Source organism: Nitrosospira sp. TNL300 (genome assembly GCF_055385915.1).
Window position 1 is genome coordinate 2282465 of record NZ_AP041005.1, and the last position, 20314, is coordinate 2302778.

Here is a 20314-nt window from a genome sequence, read left to right on the forward strand (position 1 = left end):
CTCACAGTTTGTTACAATTGTCATTTTGCATCTTTTCGAATCCCTTTCTTAATCGCTTGATGAACAAACGGAAAATCCTCGTCACCTCGGCCCTGCCCTATGCCAACGGCAGTATCCATCTCGGTCATCTGGTGGAGTATATACAGACTGACATCTGGGTTCGTTTCCAGAAAATGCAAGAGCACGAGGTGCATTATGTTTGCGCGGACGACGCGCATGGCACGCCGATCATGCTTCGCGCAGAACAGGAAGGCGTTACCCCACGGCAACTGATAGACCGCGTATGGCACGAGCATAAGGCGGATTTCGATGGCTTCCATGTTGGTTTCGACCACTATTACACTACCGATTCGCCTGAGAATCAGGTGTTTTGCGAAGATATCTACCGCCAGCTCAGGGCAAGGGATCTGATTGCCAAACGTTCGGTGGAACAGTTTTATGACCCCGTCAAGCAGATGTTTCTGCCGGATCGGTATATCAAGGGCGAATGCCCCAAGTGTCATGCCGGCGACCAGTATGGAGATTCCTGTGAGGTTTGCGGAGCCACCTATTCGCCCATTGACCTCATCGATCCCTACTCTGCCGTCTCCGGCGCCAAGCCGGAGCGCCGCGCTTCGAATCACTACTTTTTCAAGCTTTCGGATATACGCTGCGAGACTTTCCTCAAAAACTGGATATTTGAATCGATTCCGGCTCAGTCTGGCATTGCTCTGGAAACGAGGCCCCGACTTCAACCTGAAGCAGCCAATAAAATGAACGAGTGGCTTTCAACCGGCCTCGTGGATTGGGATATCTCGCGTGATGCGCCTTATTTCGGCTTCCCTATTCCACATACCGGCGGAAAGAAATTTTTCTATGTGTGGCTGGATGCACCGGTCGGCTATTTCGGCAGTTTCAAGAATTACTTCAAGCAGAACCAGCGAACCCAGGCCGAAATCGACGAATTCCTGCGTCCTGGCGGCAATACGGAAATGGTGCATTTCATAGGGAAGGATATTCTCTACTTTCACGCCCTGTTCTGGCCGGCGATGCTGGAATTCTCGGGATATCGCACTCCTACTCAGATTTATGCTCACGGGTTTCTCACCGTCAACGGCCAGAAAATGTCCAAATCCCGGGGGACTTTCATCACCGCTGAGAGCTATCTGAAGCAAGGTCTGAATCCAGAATGGTTGCGTTATTACTACGCTGCCAAGCTCAACGACAGCATGGAGGATATCGACCTCAACTTCGAGGATTTTGTCGCGCGCGTGAACAGCGATCTGGTGGGGAAATATGTCAACATTGCCAGCAGATGCGCAGGGTTCATCATCAAAAAATTCGGCGGCAAGCTTACGCACAACATTTCGGAAACGAGCCGGAAATGGTTCAACCAGTTTCTTTTTTGCGAACTGGGGGAAGGAGATACTTTCCTCGGCCGTCATATGTCCATTGCAAATTTCTATGAGCGCAGGGAGTTCAGCAAAGCGATCAAGGAAATCATGTCGGCGGCGGATGTGGCCAACCAATATGTGGATCGGATGAAACCCTGGGTATTGGCGAAAGACAGCAGGAACGACAGGGAACTGCATGAAGTATGCAGTGTCGCGTTGAATATGTTCCGGATGCTGACGGTGTATCTGAAACCCGTGCTGCCGAAGCTTGCGATGGAAGCGGAGCAGTTCCTGGGATTAGATTCTCTTACATGGAAGGATGCGAATTCGCAGCACAGATTATTGCCGGAGGGACATCGGATCAACGATTACGAGCACTTGATGACCCGGATTGATCCAAAACAGATCGAAATGCTTACCAATGCAAACAAGGAAAGCCTGGCGCCCGCAAAGTCACAGCAGGCTGCACAAGCTTTAGAAACCATGGAAAAAAACTCTTCCGCCACACCTGCGCCTGCAAAAGCAGGAGAAGCAGGCCAAGCCGGTGCGTCGACCATCTCCATCGAGGATTTCGGCAAAATTGATCTTAGGGTCGCGAAAATCCTCGATGCGGAGCATGTGCCGGGCGCGGACAAGCTGCTCAAGCTCACCCTGGATATTGCTTCGGAACAGCGAACAGTATTTGCAGGCATAAAATCAGCCTATGATCCCGGGCAACTCAAGGGACGCCTGACGGTCATGGTTGCCAACCTCGCGCCGCGCAAGATGAAGTTCGGCATATCCGAGGGAATGGTGCTGGCCGCCGGAGATGGTGACGGTCCTTATCTGCTTTCTCCCGATGAAGGCGCACGCCCTGGAATGAAGGTGAAATGACGAGGATGGATTCCTGGACCTGACAGACTTGGCGAAGTGTGACAGAGATTGCAATTCAAGGCTTTCCCGCCTCGAACAGTATGGCCTGCATTGGATAGCGCGTGGGGTTTGAACCATACTCTCTTTTCAGCGCTTCCGCCAATGCCGCGACTATCTCCTCCGGCTCCACTCCGCCCCGCTCTCTGATTTCCTCGATGACAGGACTGAACACCAACCCTCGCGCGAAGGCTGGCACATCCAGAATATCGTATTCCTGACTCTGAACCGAGATGACAATCCGCTCAAAGCCCGAGTAAATAAGCGTTTCCTTGACAGGATCGATCTCGAACTTTTGATTTCCGTATATCTTTGCTGCATGAGCATAGCCAAGAACAGTTGACGAAACAAGACAACCGGTCGTATTATTAATACATGACGCGATCTGCAAAAAAGGAAGCGAGCAGGGACAACCTGTTGAATCAGGGTGTAAGCATGCTCATGCGCCAAGGCTACCACGGCACCGGGCTCCAGGAAATTCTGGATGCGGTAAATATTCCCAAAGGCTCTTTTTATAATTATTTCGACAGCAAGGAAGATTTTGGCGCCAAGGTCATCCAGCATTACGTCGATCCTTTTATCACCCAGCTGACGACTCATTTACAACGCTCCGAAACCGACGCACTGGGTGCAATACAGTGTTATTTTGATGAGCTTGTCGCGGAGCTGGAGAAAAACGATTTCAAGGGTGGCTGCCTCCTTGGGAATTTAATGGGTGAGATCGGTGATACCAGTCCTCTTTGTCAGCAATCCCTCCAGACGGCTGTTACCCGATATCGGGATTTGCTGCAATCCGGTTTGGTCAAGGCTCAGCAACAAGGCACGGTCAGGGCAGACAAATCAGCGGGGGAGATGGCCGATTTATTGATAAATGCCTGGCAGGGGGCCTTGCTGAGAGCGAAGATCGAAAAATCGCCCGGACCTGTCAGGCAATGCTGTCAGGATCTGCTCGGAGATTTTTTCAGGCCTCTTACATCTGCATCCCGCTAATTTTTTTCTCTTTTATTAAGACGACCAGTCATATTTAAACCGAAGCAGGAGATATAAATGCCCAAATTCATCATTGAACGTGAAATCCCCGAAGCAGGCTCGTTTACCGCCCAGGATCTGCAAGCCATTTCAGAGAAGTCATGCAGCGTGCTGGCCAGAATGAGATCTCCGATCCAGTGGGTGGAGAGCTACGTGACCGGTGACAAGGTCTATTGCATCTATATTGCACCCGATGAGATGGCCATACGAGCCCACGCCGAACAAGGCGATTTTCCTGCAAATCGTGTTTCCCGCATCCTGTCTGCAATCGATCCCACCACGGCAGAGAGTTGCTGGAACGAACGCGCGGAATTCGAGCAATAGAGTAAGAAACCGCCCAACTGTAAAAATACTTTTAAGGAGATGTACATGGAATCTCGTGCTTTTAATTCCCTTATGATGGGACTGGTATTGGCTGGGACAAGCGTCTTTTGCCCGTCCTCAGAAGCGCGTGACTCGGCTGTGGGCGAGCAAACCCGAGCCCCTGCGGCACAGGGATCAAACCACAAGCATTATGAAGCTTCACCCATGGCGAACCACCCAGGGCCGGATGGGCAACTGGCACCCAGGTTGCAGAACCTCGGCAATCATGCATTCCCAGTCAGCACGCGAAATAAAAGAGCACAACTCTTTATCAATCAGGGCATCAATTTGGCCTATGGCTTCAACCATGCCGAAGCACGACGTGCATTCCGCGAAGCCGCACGACTCGATCCCGCACTGGCAATGGCATACTGGGGTCAGGCGCTGGTACTGGGCCCCAACATCAATGCACCCATGGATCCCAACGATGAACCCGATGCCTTGAAGCTGGTGCAAAAGGCGAAATCGCTGATGGGATCGGTCTCGGAAAGGGAACAGGCGCTGATCAGCGCGCTGGAGAAACGTTATTCGGGCGGTTCCGGGGATCGCGCGGCAAATGACAAGGCTTATGCTGAAGCAATGCGGACGGTACATCGGCGTTTTCCCGCTGACCCTGATATCGCAATGCTCTATGTGGAATCAGTGATGGACCTTCGTCCCTGGGGATACTGGATGCGGGACGGCCATCCCCATGAGGGAACGGCTGAAATTGTGGGACTGACCGAGGAAGTATTGCGCCGCCATCCCTCACATCCCGCCGCATTGCACATGCAAATTCATCTAATGGAGCCCACGGCCACGCCCGAGCGAGCGGAAAAAGCCGCAGATGTCCTGCTCCCGCTGATGCCTGCAGCGGGTCACATGATACACATGCCGTCGCACATTTATCAGCGGGTGGGACGGTATGGGGACGCGATAAAAAGCAACCGGTTGGCAATAACGGCCGACGAGGACTACATCGCTCAATGCCAGGCACAGGGACTGTACCCGATGGCCTACTACCCGCATAACATCCATTTTCTTTCGTTTTCTGCCACGGCAAGCGGTCAAAGCAGAATCGCAATCGAATCCGCCCGCAAGACCGCCAGCAGGATAGACGATGCCATGCTGAAGGAAATGCCCCTGACTGCCGTGTTCCGCATGACACCCTACTGGGCTCTCGCGAGATTCGGACGCTGGCAGGAGATACTTGATGAGCCCTCGCCTCCCGCCACGAACGCATTCCTCAAGGGGAGCTGGCATTATGTCCGGGGTCTCGCATTTGTCGCAACCGGACGTCTCTCCCAAGCCGAGCAGGAACTGAGAACCTTGCGCGAGATCATGAAAGACCCAAGCCTGGATGGTGCGCTCTTCTCCAAGAATACGCCGCGGACAGTCCTCAGGATCGCTCCTGAAGTGCTGGCCGGTGAAATTGACGCCGCGCGCGGCAAATTCGATTCGGCCATAGCGCATCTTGAACGCGCAGTCCGCTACGAGGATGCGCTGGTTTATACGGAACCCGCTGAATGGCACTATCCGCCACGGCTCGCGTTAGGCACCGTCCTGCTGGAGGCGGGATATCCGGACGAAGCAGAGACAGTCTATTGGAACGACCTGCAACGCAACCGCGACAGTGGTTGGGCTCTTTTCGGGCTGCTGCAGGCCCTACGCGCTCAGAAAAAGGAAGCCGAGGCGGGCGTTATTGAGGCACGCTTCAAAAAGGCATGGGAGCATGCTGATGTAAAGCTGACAACCCCGCACATGGGCCGATAGCGAAAGCCCCTGATAACCGCTTGTCCGATGATATGAAGAGAATTTAGTTCTCGCTCTCGAGTCATAGTGAATTCAAATTGGTTGTTTCCTTCAACTTCGGAGGATAATGTCTCGGAGCTTACCGAGTCTCATCGCTCGCGTTTCATCCTTCATGAGGAGCTCATCATGTCCTTCGACACTCGCCTTAAGTATTTGCGCATCGCACTCAACCTCTTCGGTTTTTTCTTTCTGGTTGCTCTCGGCCCCTTGATGCTTGGGCTGTGGCCATCAGGCTGGACCTGGGGCGTGGATCAAGGGCACTCGCACTACACCCTCATGATCATCGCTATGTACGCTGATTTCGAGCACAGAAAAACGGCTGAACCCGAATAGCAGGGGACAGGCATCGTGCATCGGGGGTGCCCGGAATCCGACAACCCGCCACAACCCACCTTTCGAGGTACGATCTGGGAAAAGATGGATACGATCTACGCCTGCTGTCCCGCCAGGTCCTCCGTCTCGAGCTTCAATGGTCCTTTGCCGGAATACCTGTCCAGATAGAGATAGATTACCGGTGTAATGAACAGGGTGATCACCTGAGAAAACAGTAGTCCCCCTACCACGGCCAAACCCAGCGGCTGGCGCAATTCCGCGCCTGCTCCCAACCCCAGGGCGATAGGAAGCGCGCCCATGAGGGCTGCCAGGGTCGTCATCATGATTGGCCGGAATCGCAGCAGGCAAGCAGTCCTGATCGCCTCCTGCGGCATCATCCCTTCGTTGCGCTGGGCGTCGAGCGCGAAATCGATCATCATGATTGCGTTCTTTTTGACTATGCCGATCAGCATAAGGATGCCGATCATGGCGATGATCGATAGTTCCATATTGAACAGCCATAGCATTCCCAGGGCTCCAACCGCAGCCGATGGCAATCCTGAAAGTATCGTAAGGGGATGGATATAGCTTTCATACAACACGCCCAGCAAAACATAGATGACAAGCAACGCCCCGATGATGAGTATCACCTGGCTTGCCTGTGAAGATTGGAATGCCGCCGCATCGCCCGCATAGCTCGTGAGAATGCTGGCGGGCACATTCAGTTCGCGCTTGAACTTCTCTATTCGGGCAGAGGCTTCCCCCAACGCGGCCCCGGGCGCGAGATTGAATGAGATGGTCAACGACTCGAGCTGGCCGGAGTGGTTGATCGCAAGGGGTCCCACCTGGCGTTCAACCGATGCGACGCTGGAGAGTGGCACCAGCATACCGTTCTTGCCGCGCAGGTAGATTTTATCGAACGCACTCTCGTCAGCGCGGTCCTCCGAGGCTACCTGCAGGATAACCGCATAACTGTCGCTAGAGGTATAGATCGTCGACACCTGGCGCTCACCAAACGCGCTATACAGTAGAGAACGGATATCGGACATCTGCACGCCCAGGAGATTGACTTTGTCGCGATTGATATTGAGTTGCGCCTGCAGGCCCTTCAACTGGGAATCGCTGGTGACATCGCGGAATATCGGATCTACACGCATGCGCGCCATCAGACCCTCCGCCGCACCGCGCAACTCCTCCGCACGCACACTGCGCATGACGTACTGATAACGGCTCTTGCTGGTGCGCCCTCCCAGCCTGAGATTCTGCATGGGATTGATGAAAACGTTGACACCGGGAATGGTACTCACCTCGCGCCGTAAATCTTCCGTTACCTTGTTGAGAGGAGGACGTTCACTCCGCGGCTTCAAGGTCATGAACAAGCGGGCGCTATTGCTTTCGGTCGCATTGACGAGGAGCGTATCGACCGCCGGATTGGCGCCTATGACTTCCCCCGTTTGCTGCAACAATTCCGTCATGGCCGGGAAGGAAATATCTTCAACCGCATCCACCGTGATCAGCGCCTGGCCGATATCCTCGGTAGGGAAAAAACCTTTGGGCAAGATCACGAACAAGCCTGCCGTGGCAATGAAGGTGCCCATGGCAATGCCGAGCACGGTACGGCGATGAAGCAACGCGAGATCAAGGGCGCGTTCATAGACCCCCAGGATACGGATGAATCCGTGCTCGAACCAGGCGGTCCACCTCAGGCTTCTGCTCTCGGACTCGTGCTGGATGATATATCGGCTTGTCATCACCGGCACCAGCGTGAGCGAGACAAGCGCCGACATCATGACGGCAATCCCCACTACCCCTGCAAACTCGTGAAAAAGCAGGCCGATTACCCCCGGCATGAAGAAAATCGGAATGAAGACGGCCACCAGCGAGAGGGAAATCGACATGATGGTAAAACTCACCTCCTTCGACCCCACCAGAGCCGCCTGCAAGGGCGACATACCCCTCTCGATATGGCGAACGATATTCTCCAGCATTACGATGGCATCATCCACCACCAGACCGACCGCGAGCGTGATTGCCAGCAGCGAAATATTGTCCAGGCTGTAATCGAGCAGATACATCATCGCTACGGTTCCGAGCAGCGAGATCGGCAGCGACAGCGCTGGAATCAGCGTGGCGGAAGCCTTGCGCAGGAACAGGAAAATCACAAGCAGAACGAGTACGATCGTTACCGCCAGCGTCACCTGTACATCATGAATCGAGTCGCGGATCGAAACCGAGCGGTCGCTGATCAGCCTGAGCTGCACCGATGAAGGCATTTGCGCGACCAGCGCCGGTAGGACGGCTTTTATAGCATCCACGGTCGCCACCGTATTCGCACCCGGCTGACGCTGCACCGACAAGGTTATTGCCCGCTCGCCATTGACCCAGCTTGCGGTCTTGACCGATTGCACGCTGTCTTCAACCTGCGCCACTTCCGAAAGACGTACGGGATTGCCTGCGTCAGAGGTCGCCACGATCAGATCCGCGAAGGCAGCCGCATTTCCGAGCTGGCGATTGGCCTGAATGGTAAGCGTCTGGCGCGGACCCTCGAGAGTGCCTATCGGCGTGTTGGCGTTGGCGGTGCCCAGCGCAGTGGCGATATCGTCCAGAGTCAGATTGCGGACAGCAAGTGCTTCCGCGTTGACATGGATACGTACGGCATATTTTTTCTGGCCGTTGATCTGGACCTGCGCAACACCCAACAGCGTCGACAAAGTGGGAGCAATCAGGTCTTCGGCAAGACTGTTCAGTTCCGGCAGCGACATCGAAGGCGATGTCAGTGCAAGAAAGATGATGGATGACTCCGCAGGATTGATCTTGCGATACGAGGGTGGCGACGTCATCTCGACCGGGAGGGCGCGCTCGGCTCGCAGCAAGGCCGCCTGTACGTCAATTGCCGCGCTGTCGATATCCCGTCTCTGGTCGAATTCCAGCGTAATCGCGGTATTGCCAAGCGTGCTTGTGGAACTGATTACCGAAAGACCGGAGATCGTCGAGAATTGCCGCTCCAGTTGCGTGGCTACCGAGGAAGCCATTGTCTCGGGACTGGCGCCCGGCAATACCGCTGTCACCGAAATGGTGGGCGAGTCATAACTGGGAAGGGCAGCAATAGGCAGATTACCGTAAGCCACAATGCCGGCGAGAATAGCCGAGGCTGACAGCAGCACCGTCATGATCGGGCGGCGAATGCACAGTTCCGAGAGATTCATCGCACTGACTTAATGCGGGTTGCAGACCTGCCCTGCCAAAAGAATTTGCTCATCCCGGGTTTCTACCCGCTGGCCCGGCACCGGTCTTGATGGAACTCGCCTCCGTTACGGCGCTGCCTGGACGGAGATTCTGCGCCCCCTCCGCGACCACATGCATCCCTGAAGTAATAGTCTTTCCCTCTACTACCGCAAACCCTTCCTGTACCAGGCGCACGTCGACCGAAAAAGGCTTTACCTTTCCAGTTTCATCTAATACATAGAGGAATTTTCCTTCCGGTCCGTTCTGCACGGCCTGCACTGGCACCGTCAGGACATGGGCCAGAGTCTGCGGCGCGAGCGACACCATGACAAACATGCCTGGCCACAGGTGCCTGTCTGCATTGGGAAACTCTGCCTTGAGACGAATTGTACCGCTTGCCGTATCGACGGCATTATCAATAAATATCAGACGGCCGGTTCTCGTCTGTTTTTGTGGCCCATTCAACTCCACCATTACCGGTACCTCACCTTTCGCAAAAGCCTGCTGCAAAGGTATGAACTCGCGTTCCGGCAAAGTGAAGCTGACGTTGATCGGATCGATCTGGGTGATGTTCACCAAAGCATCATTGGGCTGCACCAGGCTGCCCTGGTATACCGAAATGGCGCCCGAACGGCCAGAAATCGGGGCAGTGATTTCACTGAAACCGCGCGCGATCCGATTTGCCTGAGCCGTAGCCTCATCGACTGTAAGCTGGGCGCGCAGCGCATCTACCTGATTCTCCGCCACATCCAGGGCCGCCTGCGAAATAAAATTCTGCCGGAACAGTTCCCGCTGGCGTTCAAGATTACGTTCCGCATTTCTCAGATCGGCGCGTGACTTCGCCAGTTGCCCCTCGGTTCTGCGTACATTGGCATCCTCGGTGCGCGCGTCGAGCGTGAAAAGCGGCTCACCCCTTCGAACGAATTGGCCTTCCCTGATATGCACTGCGCTGATCATTGCGCTCAGCTGGGGCCGCACGGCCACCGTCTGCTGCGCAGACACGGTACCGTTGGCAGCGAGTTGCACCGGTACATTCCGTTGGCTGATGACCGCTGTTATTACCGGCGTGGGTTCCGAAGTCTTCTTCTTCGCATCGGTCGCTCCACTCGGGCTACGCCACACCCAGGCCCCTGCTATCAGGAGTGCGAGTATAAGACCAAGGATTGTGACTCTCAGGCGCCGGACAGGTGCAGCCGTTTTTATTTCAGAAATAGCTTCCATCAGTGAGACTTGACCGAATGCGATCGAATTATGATCCAGAAAGGGAGAGGAGCATACCAAGAAGTACAGCGGGAAGCACCGTCTTATCAATTGCGCGTACGGTGAGATACTTCTTGCTTCTTCAATCCACGATTTTTCCTCCGGCAAGCCGTATTCTCCCTGCACAGCGGCTGGAAATGGCTTCATCGTGTGTTACCAGAATGAGCGTTGTCCCCCGCTCGCGATTCAGTTCAAACATGAGCTCTATGATCTGGGCGCCTGTCGCGGAATCAAGATTGCCTGTCGGTTCATCCGCCAATACCAGTTGAGGCTGGGTAACAAAGGCGCGCGCAATGGCGACACGCTGCTGCTCTCCTCCTGAGAGTTGACGCGGATAATGCCTTAGACGCTGTCCAAGCCCCACTCGTTCAAGCAATTCGCGCGACGCGCTGCCTGCATCCGGCATATTTGCAAGCTCCAGGGGCAACATCACGTTTTCGATCGCAGTGAGCGCCGGCAACAATTGAAATGACTGGAAGACAAATCCCAGCATGCGTCCGCGCAGGGCCGCGCGCGCATCCTCGTCCAACAGAAAAATATCCTCGCCATCAAGGTGAACCTTACCGCTCGAAGGCGTATCTAATCCTGCTAACAGCCCCAGCAATGTCGATTTTCCTGAACCCGACGCTCCTACTACGGCGACGGAATCGCCAGCATTTACGCTTAAATTGATGTTCTCCAGAATGGTGAGTTGTTCGTCGCCGGTACTCACTTGCTTGGTCAATCCGGTTGCCTGCACGATGGGCCGTACTACAACATTATCTGTCATGAAAAATTTCCTGGTTATTCTCTGTCTGGTATCGGCTTTCTTTACCCCCGCTTCGGGCGCAACCGTGACACCCGGGCCTGCCCCCACCTCCGGGACCACGACCATTATGGTATTCGGCGACAGCTTGTCCGCCGGTTATGGCTTGCCCCCGGATGCAGGCTGGGTCAATCTGCTCAAGAACCGGCTGCAAGCGCAATCACAGACATATCTGATCAATAACAGCATCAGTGGCGAAACCGCATGGGGAGGACGCAACCGGATCGAGAAAGCGCTCAAGACCCATCGTCCTGACATCGTCATTGTCGAGTTGGGAGGTAATGACGGGCTGAGAGGAGCGTCCATCGAATCCATCCGGGACAATCTCGAAGCCATCATTGAAGCCTGCAAGCGGAACAATGCCACTGTACTGTTGGCCGGAATGCAATTGCCGCCAAATTATGGCATAACATATACCCAAAAGTTTCAGGATATTTACCCTCGGCTCGCCAAACGCCACGACATCAAACTCGTGCCGTTCCTGCTGGATGGCTTCGGTAACAAACGCGAATTTTTCCAGGCGGATGGAATACATCCCACCGCTGGTGCCCAGGAAAAAATCGTGGAAAATGTCTGGAAAGTGTTGAAAACGATGCTCGAGGCTCCCCAGGAGTCTTCACCACCGCTTGCTTATGACTCTCCAGGGGCACGGTGAGGCCCAGGCTGGGATCAGCTTGCCTGCGGAGTTTGTCACTGTTCAGAAATTGCGGTAATGTAACCTTGGCTCCAATAATGGCGTGCCTTGAACGTCACTGGATACTGCCCTCGCCAGTATGACGTTTGTACTGTTTGCTCGCCGATTCAATAGTAAGTTCCTGCGAATATGAATAAAGAAAATGATCGGTAGCTACAGACATATTCTTCTGGCAGTGGACTTTTCGGAGCACGGAAATCACGTTATCCGCAAAGCAAGATATCTGTCGGAAACATTTCAGGCAAGGCTCAGCATTATTCATGTGCTGGATAACATTCCCATGCCTGATATAGCTTATGGAACCATTGTCCCTCTCGAGGAATATTCAGCTTACGAGTTGCTGGAAGCGAAAAAAAAGAAGCTGGAACAGGTGGCTGACCGGTTGGGGGTGGGCTCCCGCCAGCGCTGGCTGGTTTGGGGGGTGCCCGCACAGGAAATTGTCCGCATTGCAGAGCAGGAACAGGTTGACCTGATTATTGTCGGTTCGCACGGACGTCACGGCCTTGCACTGCTGCTGGGATCGACAGCAAACAGCGTTCTCCATCATGCGAAATGCGATGTTATCGCCATTCGCCTGCAGGATGAGGTAACCAGCGAGGAGCCACTACTGGAGAGATCAGCGCTCGATCCCCTGGCGCCCTAGCCTGGCCTCCGTTTTGCAATCCAGTCACTCCACAGCTTCAGCCGGTATTGCAGTACTGCGGCATTGCCGGCATCACCAGAATTTCCACCAGGGCTCGCCGCTAGCCCCCGTCGAGTCGGACAGGAAACGGCTGTTTGGAAAGTTTTTTCTCATGACACGATCCGCATCATCGCGCAAATCAGTCATGCCCAAGGCGTCGTAGGCCTTCACCATGATGAATAAGGCCTCTTCCGTGGCCGGTGTCTGCGGATATTCCTTCACTGCATATTGGGCGCGGTTGGCCGCGGCAACATACCCTCCCCGTTTCATATAGTAGCGGGCCACCTGTATTTCATTCAGCGCTACGACATTGACCAGATGCTTCATGCGTTGCACTGCATCCGGCGCGTACTTGCTCTTGGGAAAACGGTTCACCAGCTCCTTGAAATTTTCGAATGATTCGTGCGATGCCTTGGGATCGCGCTCGCTCATGTCCTGGTTGAGAATTTTTTCCGTGACGATGCCCATCAACCCCAGGTCATCGTTGAAATTCGCCAGGCCTTTCAGGTAATACGCATAATCCACATTGGGATGGTTCGGATGAAGCTTGATGAAACGATCGGCAGCCGCAATCGCCAGCGCCTGCTCGCCATCCTTGTAGTGTGCATAGCCGATTTCCAGTTGTGCCTGCTGCGCATAGCGCCCGTATGGATAACGCGATTCCAGCGCTTCGAACAGTTTGATGGCGGCGGCGTAATTGCCGTCGTTCAATTCCGACTTTGCCTCGGTATAGTATTTACTCGCAGACCAAGACTTGTCGTCCTGCACTTCCTTGGGGAGCAGACCGCATGCCGATAGCAGCAATACGAGAAATAAAGCTACACTACGTAACATGATGAGTTCGGCGCCAGGAAAAAGGAATAACCATTATAGCGCAAAGCCTATAGCGCCCGAACCAGCGCATCCGTCGCCCGAATCGGCCGCGGGGGTTGTCGAACTGATCATTCCCGGCCATTGCGCCGGGCTCCGGCTGGATCAGGCCCTGGCGCAATTATTGTCCGAATGGTCCCGGAGCCGGCTCCAGTCCTGGATTCTGGAAAAGCGGGTGAGCGTAGATGGCGCAAGTAGTATTCCCCGTCAGAAAGTGTGGGGTGGGGAAAAGATTCTACTCTACCCTGCCTGTGATTCTGCTGAAATGGCGCACGCGCCGGAAGCCATTGCACTGGATATTACCCACGAAGATGATGTCATCATTATCATCAACAAGCCCGCCGGACTCGTGGTCCATCCCGGCAGCGGAAACTGGCAGGGCACTCTGCTCAATGCATTGCTGCACCATTCCCCGCAATTGAGCGGCATACCGCGCTCCGGTATCGTTCACCGGCTGGACAAGGAAACCAGCGGTCTCCTGGTAGTGGCAAAAACCCTGAAAGCCCAAACCAGCCTGGTGCGGCAGTTGCAAAAGCGCACGGTTAAACGGGATTATCTGGCGCTGGTCTGGGGCAGCATTTCCTCCCACGGATGGGTTGATGCGCCGGTGGGCCGCCACCCCGTACAGCGGACTAGAATGGCAGTAGTCGCAAGTGGCAAGGAAGCCCGCACGCATTACGAGGTATTGGAGCAATTTGCCGATTGCACGTTGCTGCGGTGCAGCCTGGAGACGGGGCGCACGCATCAGATACGCGTGCATATGCAATCTCTCGGCCATCCCCTGGTGGGAGATCCGGTGTATGGCGGCAAAGCAAGAAAAGGCAGTGGTGCGACGATGCAGTTGGCCACTTTTCCCCGACAGGCGTTGCACGCCCACAGGCTGGAATTGATGCATCCGCAGCACGGCCAGAGAATGGGGTGGGAGGCGCCATTGCCGGAAGACATGAGCAATCTGCTGCTGATGCTTCAGAAAGCGCATGATAAAGAGTCTCATGCAATTCCAGCCATGATCAAATGAACAAATGAACGACTGGATCACTCCCGACTGGCCTGCGCCGCCCAATGTCAAGGCATTGTTCACTACACGCAACGGTGGAGTGAGTCATGCCCCTTATGCCAGCCTTAACCTGGGCGCCCATGTGGGAGACGCCACGGGAGCGGTCGAACAAAACCGCGCCCTGCTGCGGCGATTTTTACCCGCCGAACCTCGGTGGCTGAACCAGGTGCATGGCACGAGCACAATCAGTATCGACCGCAATGATTGTACGTCCCCCTCCTGCGGCGACGCTGCATTCAGCCAGCGCTCCCGTCACGTCTGCGCGATTCTTGTAGCCGACTGCCTGCCCATACTGTTATGCGACCAGGGAGGAACCACGGTGGGCGCGCTTCATGGCGGGTGGCGCGGATTGGCCGGAGGAATCGTGGAACAGGCCATCTCTGCAATGGGAGCAGACCCAGCTTCTCTTATGGCCTGGCTCGGTCCGGCAATCGGTCCAGGACATTTCGAGGTCGGGGAGGAAGTGCACCTGGCTTTTACCCGGCGCGATGAAGAAGCCGCCCTCGCCTTCCGCCCGGGTCCCCATAAGGGAAAATGGTATGCAGACCTTTTCCTGCTGGCGCGGCAGCAGTTGAAGAATGCCGGCATTACCGAGGTATACGGCGGGGGGGAATGTACTTTCAGCGATCCCGCAAGGTATTTCTCTTATCGGCGTGATGGCAGCACAGGGCGCATGACCGCCCTGATCTGGCTGGTATAAATCGGCCGGTACAGCAACAGCAGCAATAACGGCGACAATATGCCGAATGGAATAGCTCTGCCCTCCAACTCCACGCTGTCATCACCGCAATTTGTAGCTTGCAACAGCGTATAATCGCGCCTTTTCCCGCGCATTCTAATAGTATCGATGTCGACTTTCGCCTGGATCATCGTCACCAGCCTGTTCGGAGGCATCCTGAGCGTATTGTTCGCTGCTGTGCTGACGCTCAACACGCGCGCCTCCTGGGTTCAGATGTTGATCTCGTATGCCATCGGGGCGCTATTGGGAGCCGCTTTTCTCAACGCACTGCCGGAGGCGCTGGAGCTTTCGAAAAACCCGGGACAAATGACAGCCACGGTACTGTTCGGCATCCTGCTATTCTTCATTCTGGAAAAACTGGTGTTGTGGCGTCACTGCCATTCGGAAGAATGTGAAGTTCATGATCCCACCCGCAGCGTAATCGCTGCCGGAACACACCAGCACGATCACGGCCGCAGCGGCATGATGATCATGCTGGGCGACACATTTCACAATTTCGTCGATGGCATACTGATTGCTGCCGCCTTCATGGCCGACATACAGTTGGGCATTGTCACCGCCATTGCCATCATTGCCCATGAAATCCCCCAGGAAGCCAGCGATTTTCTGATACTGCTCAACTCCGGCTATACCCGGAAACAGGCGCTGCTTTTCAATCTGTTGTCCAGCGGGGCCACCCTGGTTGGGAGCATGGCGGCCTACTTCATGCTGCAGGATATGAGACACCTGATTCCGTCGCTGCTGGGTCTTGCAGCCGCCGCCATGATTTACGTGGCAATGTCGGACCTCATACCCGGCCTGCACAAGCGCCCGGAAATCGACGCGACCATCAAGCAGGTCGCCCTCATCACGCTCGGCATCAGCTCGATCTGGTTAGCCGGAAATCTGTTTGCCCATCATGCGTGAGCTTCATTTGCTCAAGCCCTTCTCCTCCTCAAAAATCCTGAAGAGCATTCCCAACCTTCCGGGGAATCCTGAGCCAGATATTTTGTCTCTGCAAAAATACATCCTTCTTCTCACTCTGACTTTCCCTTGAGGAAAGCGATATTACAAATCAAATGGCATCTCTGAAACAGCAGGCTCCCCGTATCGGCTTTGTCTCCCTCGGTTGCCCGAAAGCCTTGGTGGACTCCGAGCAGATCCTTACCCAGCTACGTGCCGAAGGTTATGAAACTTCCCCTACCTATGAGGATGCGGACCTTGTAGTCGTCAATACCTGCGGTTTTATCGACAGCGCAGTGGAAGAGTCACTCGACGCTATCGGCGAGGCGCTGGCGGAAAACGGCAAGGTGATCGTCACTGGCTGCCTGGGAGCAAAAGAAGGCGGGGACGTGGTCAAACAAGCCCATCCACAAGTGCTGGCGGTGACAGGACCTCATGCCCTGCCTGAAGTCATGGCAGCGGTTCACATGCATCTGCCCCAGCCGCACGATCCCTATACCAGTCTCATTCCTCCACAGGGCATAAAGCTGACACCCAGGCATTACGCCTACCTGAAGATTTCCGAAGGCTGCAATCACCGTTGTACCTTCTGCATCATCCCTTCGATGCGCGGCGACCTCGTCAGTCGGCCCATCCATCAGGTCATGGAGGAGGCGGAAAACCTGGTAAATGCAGGGGTCAGGGAATTACTCGTCATTTCGCAGGATACCAGCGCCTATGGAGTAGACGTCAAATACCGCACTGGTTTCTGGCAAGGCAGGCCGCTGAAAACGCGGATGACCGAGCTGGCGCGCGCTCTGGGTGAGCTAGGGGTATGGGTTCGCCTCCATTATGTTTACCCTTACCCTCATGTCGATGAAGTGATTCCGCTCATGGCCGAGGGAAAAATTCTCCCGTATCTCGATGTGCCGTTTCAGCATGCCAGCCCGCGTATTTTGAAGGCGATGAAACGTCCGGCCAACTCCGAAGACAATCTTTCCCGTATTCAACGATGGCGTGAAGTCTGCCCGGATATCACGCTGCGCAGTACCTTCATTGTCGGCTTTCCCGGAGAGACGGAGGCGGAATTCGAACAACTCCTGGAGTTTCTTGAGGAAGCGCAGCTAGATCGTGTTGGCTGCTTCGCCTATTCACCTGTCGAGGGTGCGGCGGCGAATACACTCCCCGACCCTGTACCGGAAGAGGTGAAAGAAGAGCGACGGGCGCGCTTCATGGCAACACAGGAAAAAATCAGTGCTGAACGCCTCACTCGCAAAATCGGCAAGCGCATGATGGTATTGATAGACGACGCAAGCAAAAACAAGGCTATCGCTCGCAGTACTGCCGACGCGCCGGAAATCGATGGCGTGGTTTATATCAACAAAGCAAAAAACGTAAAACCGGGTGAATTTATTGAGGTTGAAGTTACCCGCTCCGATGCACACGATCTGTACGCGCGACAGGTCAGCGACAACTGAACGTAAGGAATCCCAAGTGGCTATCGGTTGACAAGCTCAGCATTAGAGCGATAATCCCGGTAAAAGCTGATTGCAGGAATCATGGCCCAATAACAGGTGAGTGAGTAGAAACCGAACCGGACGGGAGACCACCTTGAAAAAGATTTTTGCTGTTTTTACTGTTCTACTGGCTTTTATAGCCGCTACTGCAACCGCCAGTGAAATCGATAAGCGTCAGGTTCTCGCTCTGAATGAGCTTCAGCGCGATCATATATTGACGGAAATGCGCGCCCTGCTATCAGGAACTCAACGTATTCTCGAGGCCCTCTCTAAGAAAGACATGGTGGCGGTAGCAGAGCATGCTCGCGCACTGGGTATGGGCATGGCGCATAAGGGGGAAAATCATCTCCAGTCAGTGCTGCCAAAGGAATTCATGCAGCTCGGCATGTCCGTGCACAAGGCGTTCGACGAAATTGCCGCTGATGCCGAGTCCCGGAAAGATCCGCGACATACGTTGCGGCAATTAAGCGAATCGATGATGATGTGTTCCACTTGCCATGTCACTTACCAGATTCGCGTCACAGAGCAGCCTGATGTCCCATCAGGGGGTCCAGCAGCAGAACATTTCCACGACCACCATTAACCCAAATTACTTGGCGATATCGCTGCGGTACACCTTGCCGCCCTTCATAATGAAGGAGACACCCTCGAGGATAGTAATGTCTTCGAAAGGATTACCGTGGACGGCAATGATATCGGCGTAATAGCCTTTCTCGAGGATGCCGAGTTTGCCGGATTGGCCGAGCAGGTCGGCAGCATTGATAGTGGCAGCCCGAATGGCATCGACGGGCCTCATCCCCCACTCGACCATCTTTGCGAATTGCTTCGCGTTATCCCCGTGAGGGTAGACTCCCGAGTCGGTCCCAAATGCCATCCTGGCCCCGGCCTGAAATGCCTTGCGAAAGTTTTCACGCTGCAAACGGCCGAGCTGACGCTCCTTTTCAAGAGATTCGGGTAGCACGCCGTTCTTCTCTCCATGAGAGAGGATGTAGTCATCATTGTAGATGTCGAATACGAGATAGGTGCCGCGCTCCTTTGCGAGGCGGATGCCTTCGTCATCTATGAAGCTGCAATGTTCAACCGAGTCCACCCCCGCGCGAATGGCGTCCTTGATCGATTCCGCGCCGTGGGCGTGTGCTGCGACTTTCCGCTCCAGCCTGTGGGCTTCCGAGACGATCGCCTGCATTTCTTCGAGCGTATATTGCTCGGTACCCGGAGAATCCCCCTTGCTCAGAACGCCGCCAGAGGCACAGATCTTTATCACATCTGCTCCAAATTTGATCACTTCACGCACCTTTTGGCGAACGACCCATGGCCCGTCTGCCACACCTTCAGCTTTAACGCTGAATTCGTTCGGCAGCAGATTCTTATCGCAATGCCCCCCAGTAATGGTGAGAGGAGGCCCGGAAACGATCATGCGAGGACCTGGAATTTCTCCCGCGTTGACACCGTCGCGCACCGCAACATCGGTATAGTGGGATGCGCCGACATTCCGTATGGAAGTAAAGCCGGAAAACAGCAGGAGACGAGCATTCTTGACGCCGGTCACAGCCTCGCGCGGAACTGAAATGCCCAGACCTTTGTAGCCCGAATTTTGCGGATCCCACGTGATATGGGTATGGACGTCAATGAGGCCAGGCAGGCAGGTTAAGCCCGAGAGATCGATGGGCGTAATACTGTCAGGAGACAAGCCTGCCGGGCCGGCATAAATGATGACGCCATCCTTGTTCCAAGCGATGACCTGATCTTCGATCAGCCGCCCGGCACGGACGTCCAGAAGGCTGCCACAGTGAATAGCCTCCGGTGCAGCCCGGGCTTCTGAAATTACCGTAACCTGCGTTACGGTCAAGATAAGGGATAAAACGAGCGTGCACCACCCTTTCACTCCGCACAGCCGATTGGCAGTTTTGCTCATCCCTGGCGGGGAATTACGAAGCTCATCTGAAAATGGAGGTCTGTAAAGGGCAGCCATAAAGTTTTATAGCAGGTTAAAGATCTTTTTTCAGAAGCAGTCGGCTGATTACCTCTGCCGCTTTATCTTGCCGAACCCTCGGCTCCATCACGTTAAATTTGACGGCCTGAGGCTGAGCCGTAAGGGGGGACAATCCAAGATAAGTTACAGTGCCCGGCAACTCCGACCGATCAAATAGTACGAAAACATGAGCCGACGGGCGTGGTCGGTGAAATGTGAGAAATGGGGGAAGGTACCAGCTTCCGTCAATAAGACTCCACGAGTACTCTATGCAGACTTTCGAGCAGGATGCAGTGGAGCGAAGTGCAACCCATCAATATTTACGTACCGCACTTTACCGCACTTTACCGCACTTCAAAAGATCAATCAGATTCCAATACGAAGTGCTCAATTTGATCCATTCACATTAACGCAACCAACTCTCAAACGAGCTATGGAATTAGAAACAAGCGATAAGAAAATTCGGTGAGGGAGTGGAAGTGGAAGAGATATCGAATGATGGATTGCACTTCGCTCCACGACATCCTTCATGAATAGGGCAAACCCGCCGTCCGGCGACAGGAAAATGGCCGCGTACGAATCTATCCAATCAGGGAAATAAGGAAAAAATAATCAGAATCAGAGCCGTATTTCATTGTCAGAAGATACCGCTCCGATCCTGATTTGCTATTTATTATTATTGTCGTAGTTATTGTTATTACTGCTCCCCTCCTCTGTTTTTATCCATCGCTCAGCTTCGGGAAATCTGCCGAGGACGAAGCATATACTGCCCATTTTGCTTCTTGCGCTTCTTGT

Annotated in this window: 18 protein-coding genes; 12 read left to right on the forward strand and 6 right to left on the reverse strand. The window is 54.4% G+C overall.

The features are described 5' to 3' along the window. Positions 1-59 precede the first annotated feature (59 nt). Positions 60-2246, forward strand: a complete 2187-nt coding sequence (metG, locus tag ACZ5BW_RS10380) for a methionine--tRNA ligase (RefSeq protein ID WP_464539614.1) — start codon at positions 60-62, stop codon at positions 2244-2246. A gap of 55 nt (positions 2247-2301) precedes the next feature. Here the strand turns inward: metG and ACZ5BW_RS10385 are convergent, their stop codons facing one another. Then, entirely contained in the window at positions 2302-2673 is a 372-nt protein-coding gene (locus ACZ5BW_RS10385; RefSeq protein ID WP_464539616.1) for a hypothetical protein, read from the reverse strand. A 44-nt stretch (positions 2674-2717) separates the two neighbouring features. Here ACZ5BW_RS10385 and ACZ5BW_RS10390 point away from each other — a divergent pair, with 44 nt between their 5' ends. The 4 genes from ACZ5BW_RS10390 (at position 2718) to ACZ5BW_RS10405 (ending at position 5798) form a co-directional block, all read left to right on the forward strand. Further along, positions 2718-3272: a TetR/AcrR family transcriptional regulator gene (locus tag ACZ5BW_RS10390; RefSeq protein WP_464539618.1), complete on the forward strand. Its 555-nt coding sequence runs from the start codon at positions 2718-2720 to the stop codon at positions 3270-3272. A 57-nt stretch (positions 3273-3329) separates the two neighbouring features. Then, positions 3330-3635, forward strand: a complete 306-nt coding sequence (locus tag ACZ5BW_RS10395; protein ID WP_464539620.1) for a DUF4242 domain-containing protein — start codon at positions 3330-3332, stop codon at positions 3633-3635. Between the two features lie 45 nt (positions 3636-3680). Next, positions 3681-5426: a tetratricopeptide repeat protein gene (locus ACZ5BW_RS10400; RefSeq protein ID WP_464539622.1), complete on the forward strand. Its 1746-nt coding sequence runs from the start codon at positions 3681-3683 to the stop codon at positions 5424-5426. Between the two features lie 165 nt (positions 5427-5591). After that, positions 5592-5798: a DUF6632 domain-containing protein gene (locus tag ACZ5BW_RS10405; protein WP_464539624.1), complete on the forward strand. Its 207-nt coding sequence runs from the start codon at positions 5592-5594 to the stop codon at positions 5796-5798. 95 nt (positions 5799-5893) lie between these two features. On the opposite strand, the gene ACZ5BW_RS10410 is transcribed toward ACZ5BW_RS10405, so the two are convergent. The 3 genes from ACZ5BW_RS10410 to ACZ5BW_RS10420 all read right to left on the reverse strand — a co-directional run bounded on the left by ACZ5BW_RS10410 (position 5894) and on the right by ACZ5BW_RS10420 (position 11031). Continuing rightward, entirely contained in the window at positions 5894-8983 is a 3090-nt protein-coding gene (locus ACZ5BW_RS10410) for an efflux RND transporter permease subunit (RefSeq protein WP_464539626.1), read from the reverse strand. Positions 8984-9032: 49 nt separating this feature from the next. Further along, entirely contained in the window at positions 9033-10223 is a 1191-nt protein-coding gene (locus ACZ5BW_RS10415; RefSeq protein WP_464539628.1) for an efflux RND transporter periplasmic adaptor subunit, read from the reverse strand. A 121-nt stretch (positions 10224-10344) separates the two neighbouring features. Continuing rightward, positions 10345-11031, reverse strand: coding sequence for an ABC transporter ATP-binding protein (locus tag ACZ5BW_RS10420; protein ID WP_464539630.1), 687 nt, complete (start codon positions 11029-11031; stop codon positions 10345-10347). Here ACZ5BW_RS10420 and ACZ5BW_RS10425 point away from each other — a divergent pair. Together ACZ5BW_RS10425 and ACZ5BW_RS10430 are read left to right on the forward strand one after the other, a co-directional pair. After that, complete coding sequence (locus tag ACZ5BW_RS10425; RefSeq protein ID WP_464539632.1) at positions 11030-11722, forward strand: arylesterase; 693 nt, start codon at positions 11030-11032, stop codon at positions 11720-11722. The two genes, ACZ5BW_RS10420 and ACZ5BW_RS10425, sit on opposite strands and share 2 nt — an antisense overlap. 181 nt (positions 11723-11903) lie before the next feature. Continuing rightward, positions 11904-12404, forward strand: a complete 501-nt coding sequence (locus ACZ5BW_RS10430; protein ID WP_464539634.1) for a universal stress protein — start codon at positions 11904-11906, stop codon at positions 12402-12404. A gap of 72 nt (positions 12405-12476) precedes the next feature. On the opposite strand, the gene ACZ5BW_RS10435 is transcribed toward ACZ5BW_RS10430, so the two are convergent. Further along, positions 12477-13277, reverse strand: coding sequence for an outer membrane protein assembly factor BamD (locus ACZ5BW_RS10435; RefSeq protein ID WP_464539636.1), 801 nt, complete (start codon positions 13275-13277; stop codon positions 12477-12479). Between ACZ5BW_RS10435 and rluD the strand changes: the two genes are divergently transcribed. From rluD to ACZ5BW_RS10460, 5 genes are all read left to right on the forward strand, one after another. Further along, a complete protein-coding gene (gene rluD / locus ACZ5BW_RS10440; RefSeq protein ID WP_464539638.1) occupies positions 13276-14331 on the forward strand; it encodes a 23S rRNA pseudouridine(1911/1915/1917) synthase RluD in 1056 nt (351 codons plus the stop codon). The two genes, ACZ5BW_RS10435 and rluD, sit on opposite strands and share 2 nt — an antisense overlap. A 4-nt stretch (positions 14332-14335) precedes the next feature. After that, positions 14336-15070 carry a peptidoglycan editing factor PgeF gene (gene pgeF / locus ACZ5BW_RS10445; protein WP_464539641.1) on the forward strand — a complete coding sequence of 245 codons (735 nt, stop codon included), beginning with the start codon at positions 14336-14338 and terminating at the stop codon, positions 15068-15070. Positions 15071-15217: 147 nt separating this feature from the next. Beyond that, positions 15218-16015 (forward strand): ZIP family metal transporter, encoded by a 798-nt coding sequence (locus tag ACZ5BW_RS10450; protein WP_464539643.1) that lies wholly within the window; start codon positions 15218-15220, stop codon positions 16013-16015. 152 nt (positions 16016-16167) lie between these two features. Next, on the forward strand, positions 16168-17508 hold the full coding sequence (gene rimO, locus ACZ5BW_RS10455; protein ID WP_464539645.1) for a 30S ribosomal protein S12 methylthiotransferase RimO: 1341 nt from the start codon (positions 16168-16170) through the stop codon (positions 17506-17508). A 133-nt stretch (positions 17509-17641) separates the two neighbouring features. Further along, the gene (locus tag ACZ5BW_RS10460) at positions 17642-18130 is read left to right on the forward strand and encodes a hypothetical protein (protein ID WP_464539647.1); all 489 of its coding nucleotides are present in this window, start codon (positions 17642-17644) and stop codon (positions 18128-18130) included. A gap of 6 nt (positions 18131-18136) precedes the next feature. On the opposite strand, the gene ACZ5BW_RS10465 is transcribed toward ACZ5BW_RS10460, so the two are convergent. Beyond that, complete coding sequence (locus tag ACZ5BW_RS10465; RefSeq protein ID WP_464539649.1) at positions 18137-19519, reverse strand: Xaa-Pro dipeptidase; 1383 nt, start codon at positions 19517-19519, stop codon at positions 18137-18139. Positions 19520-20314: the final 795 nt, after the last annotated feature.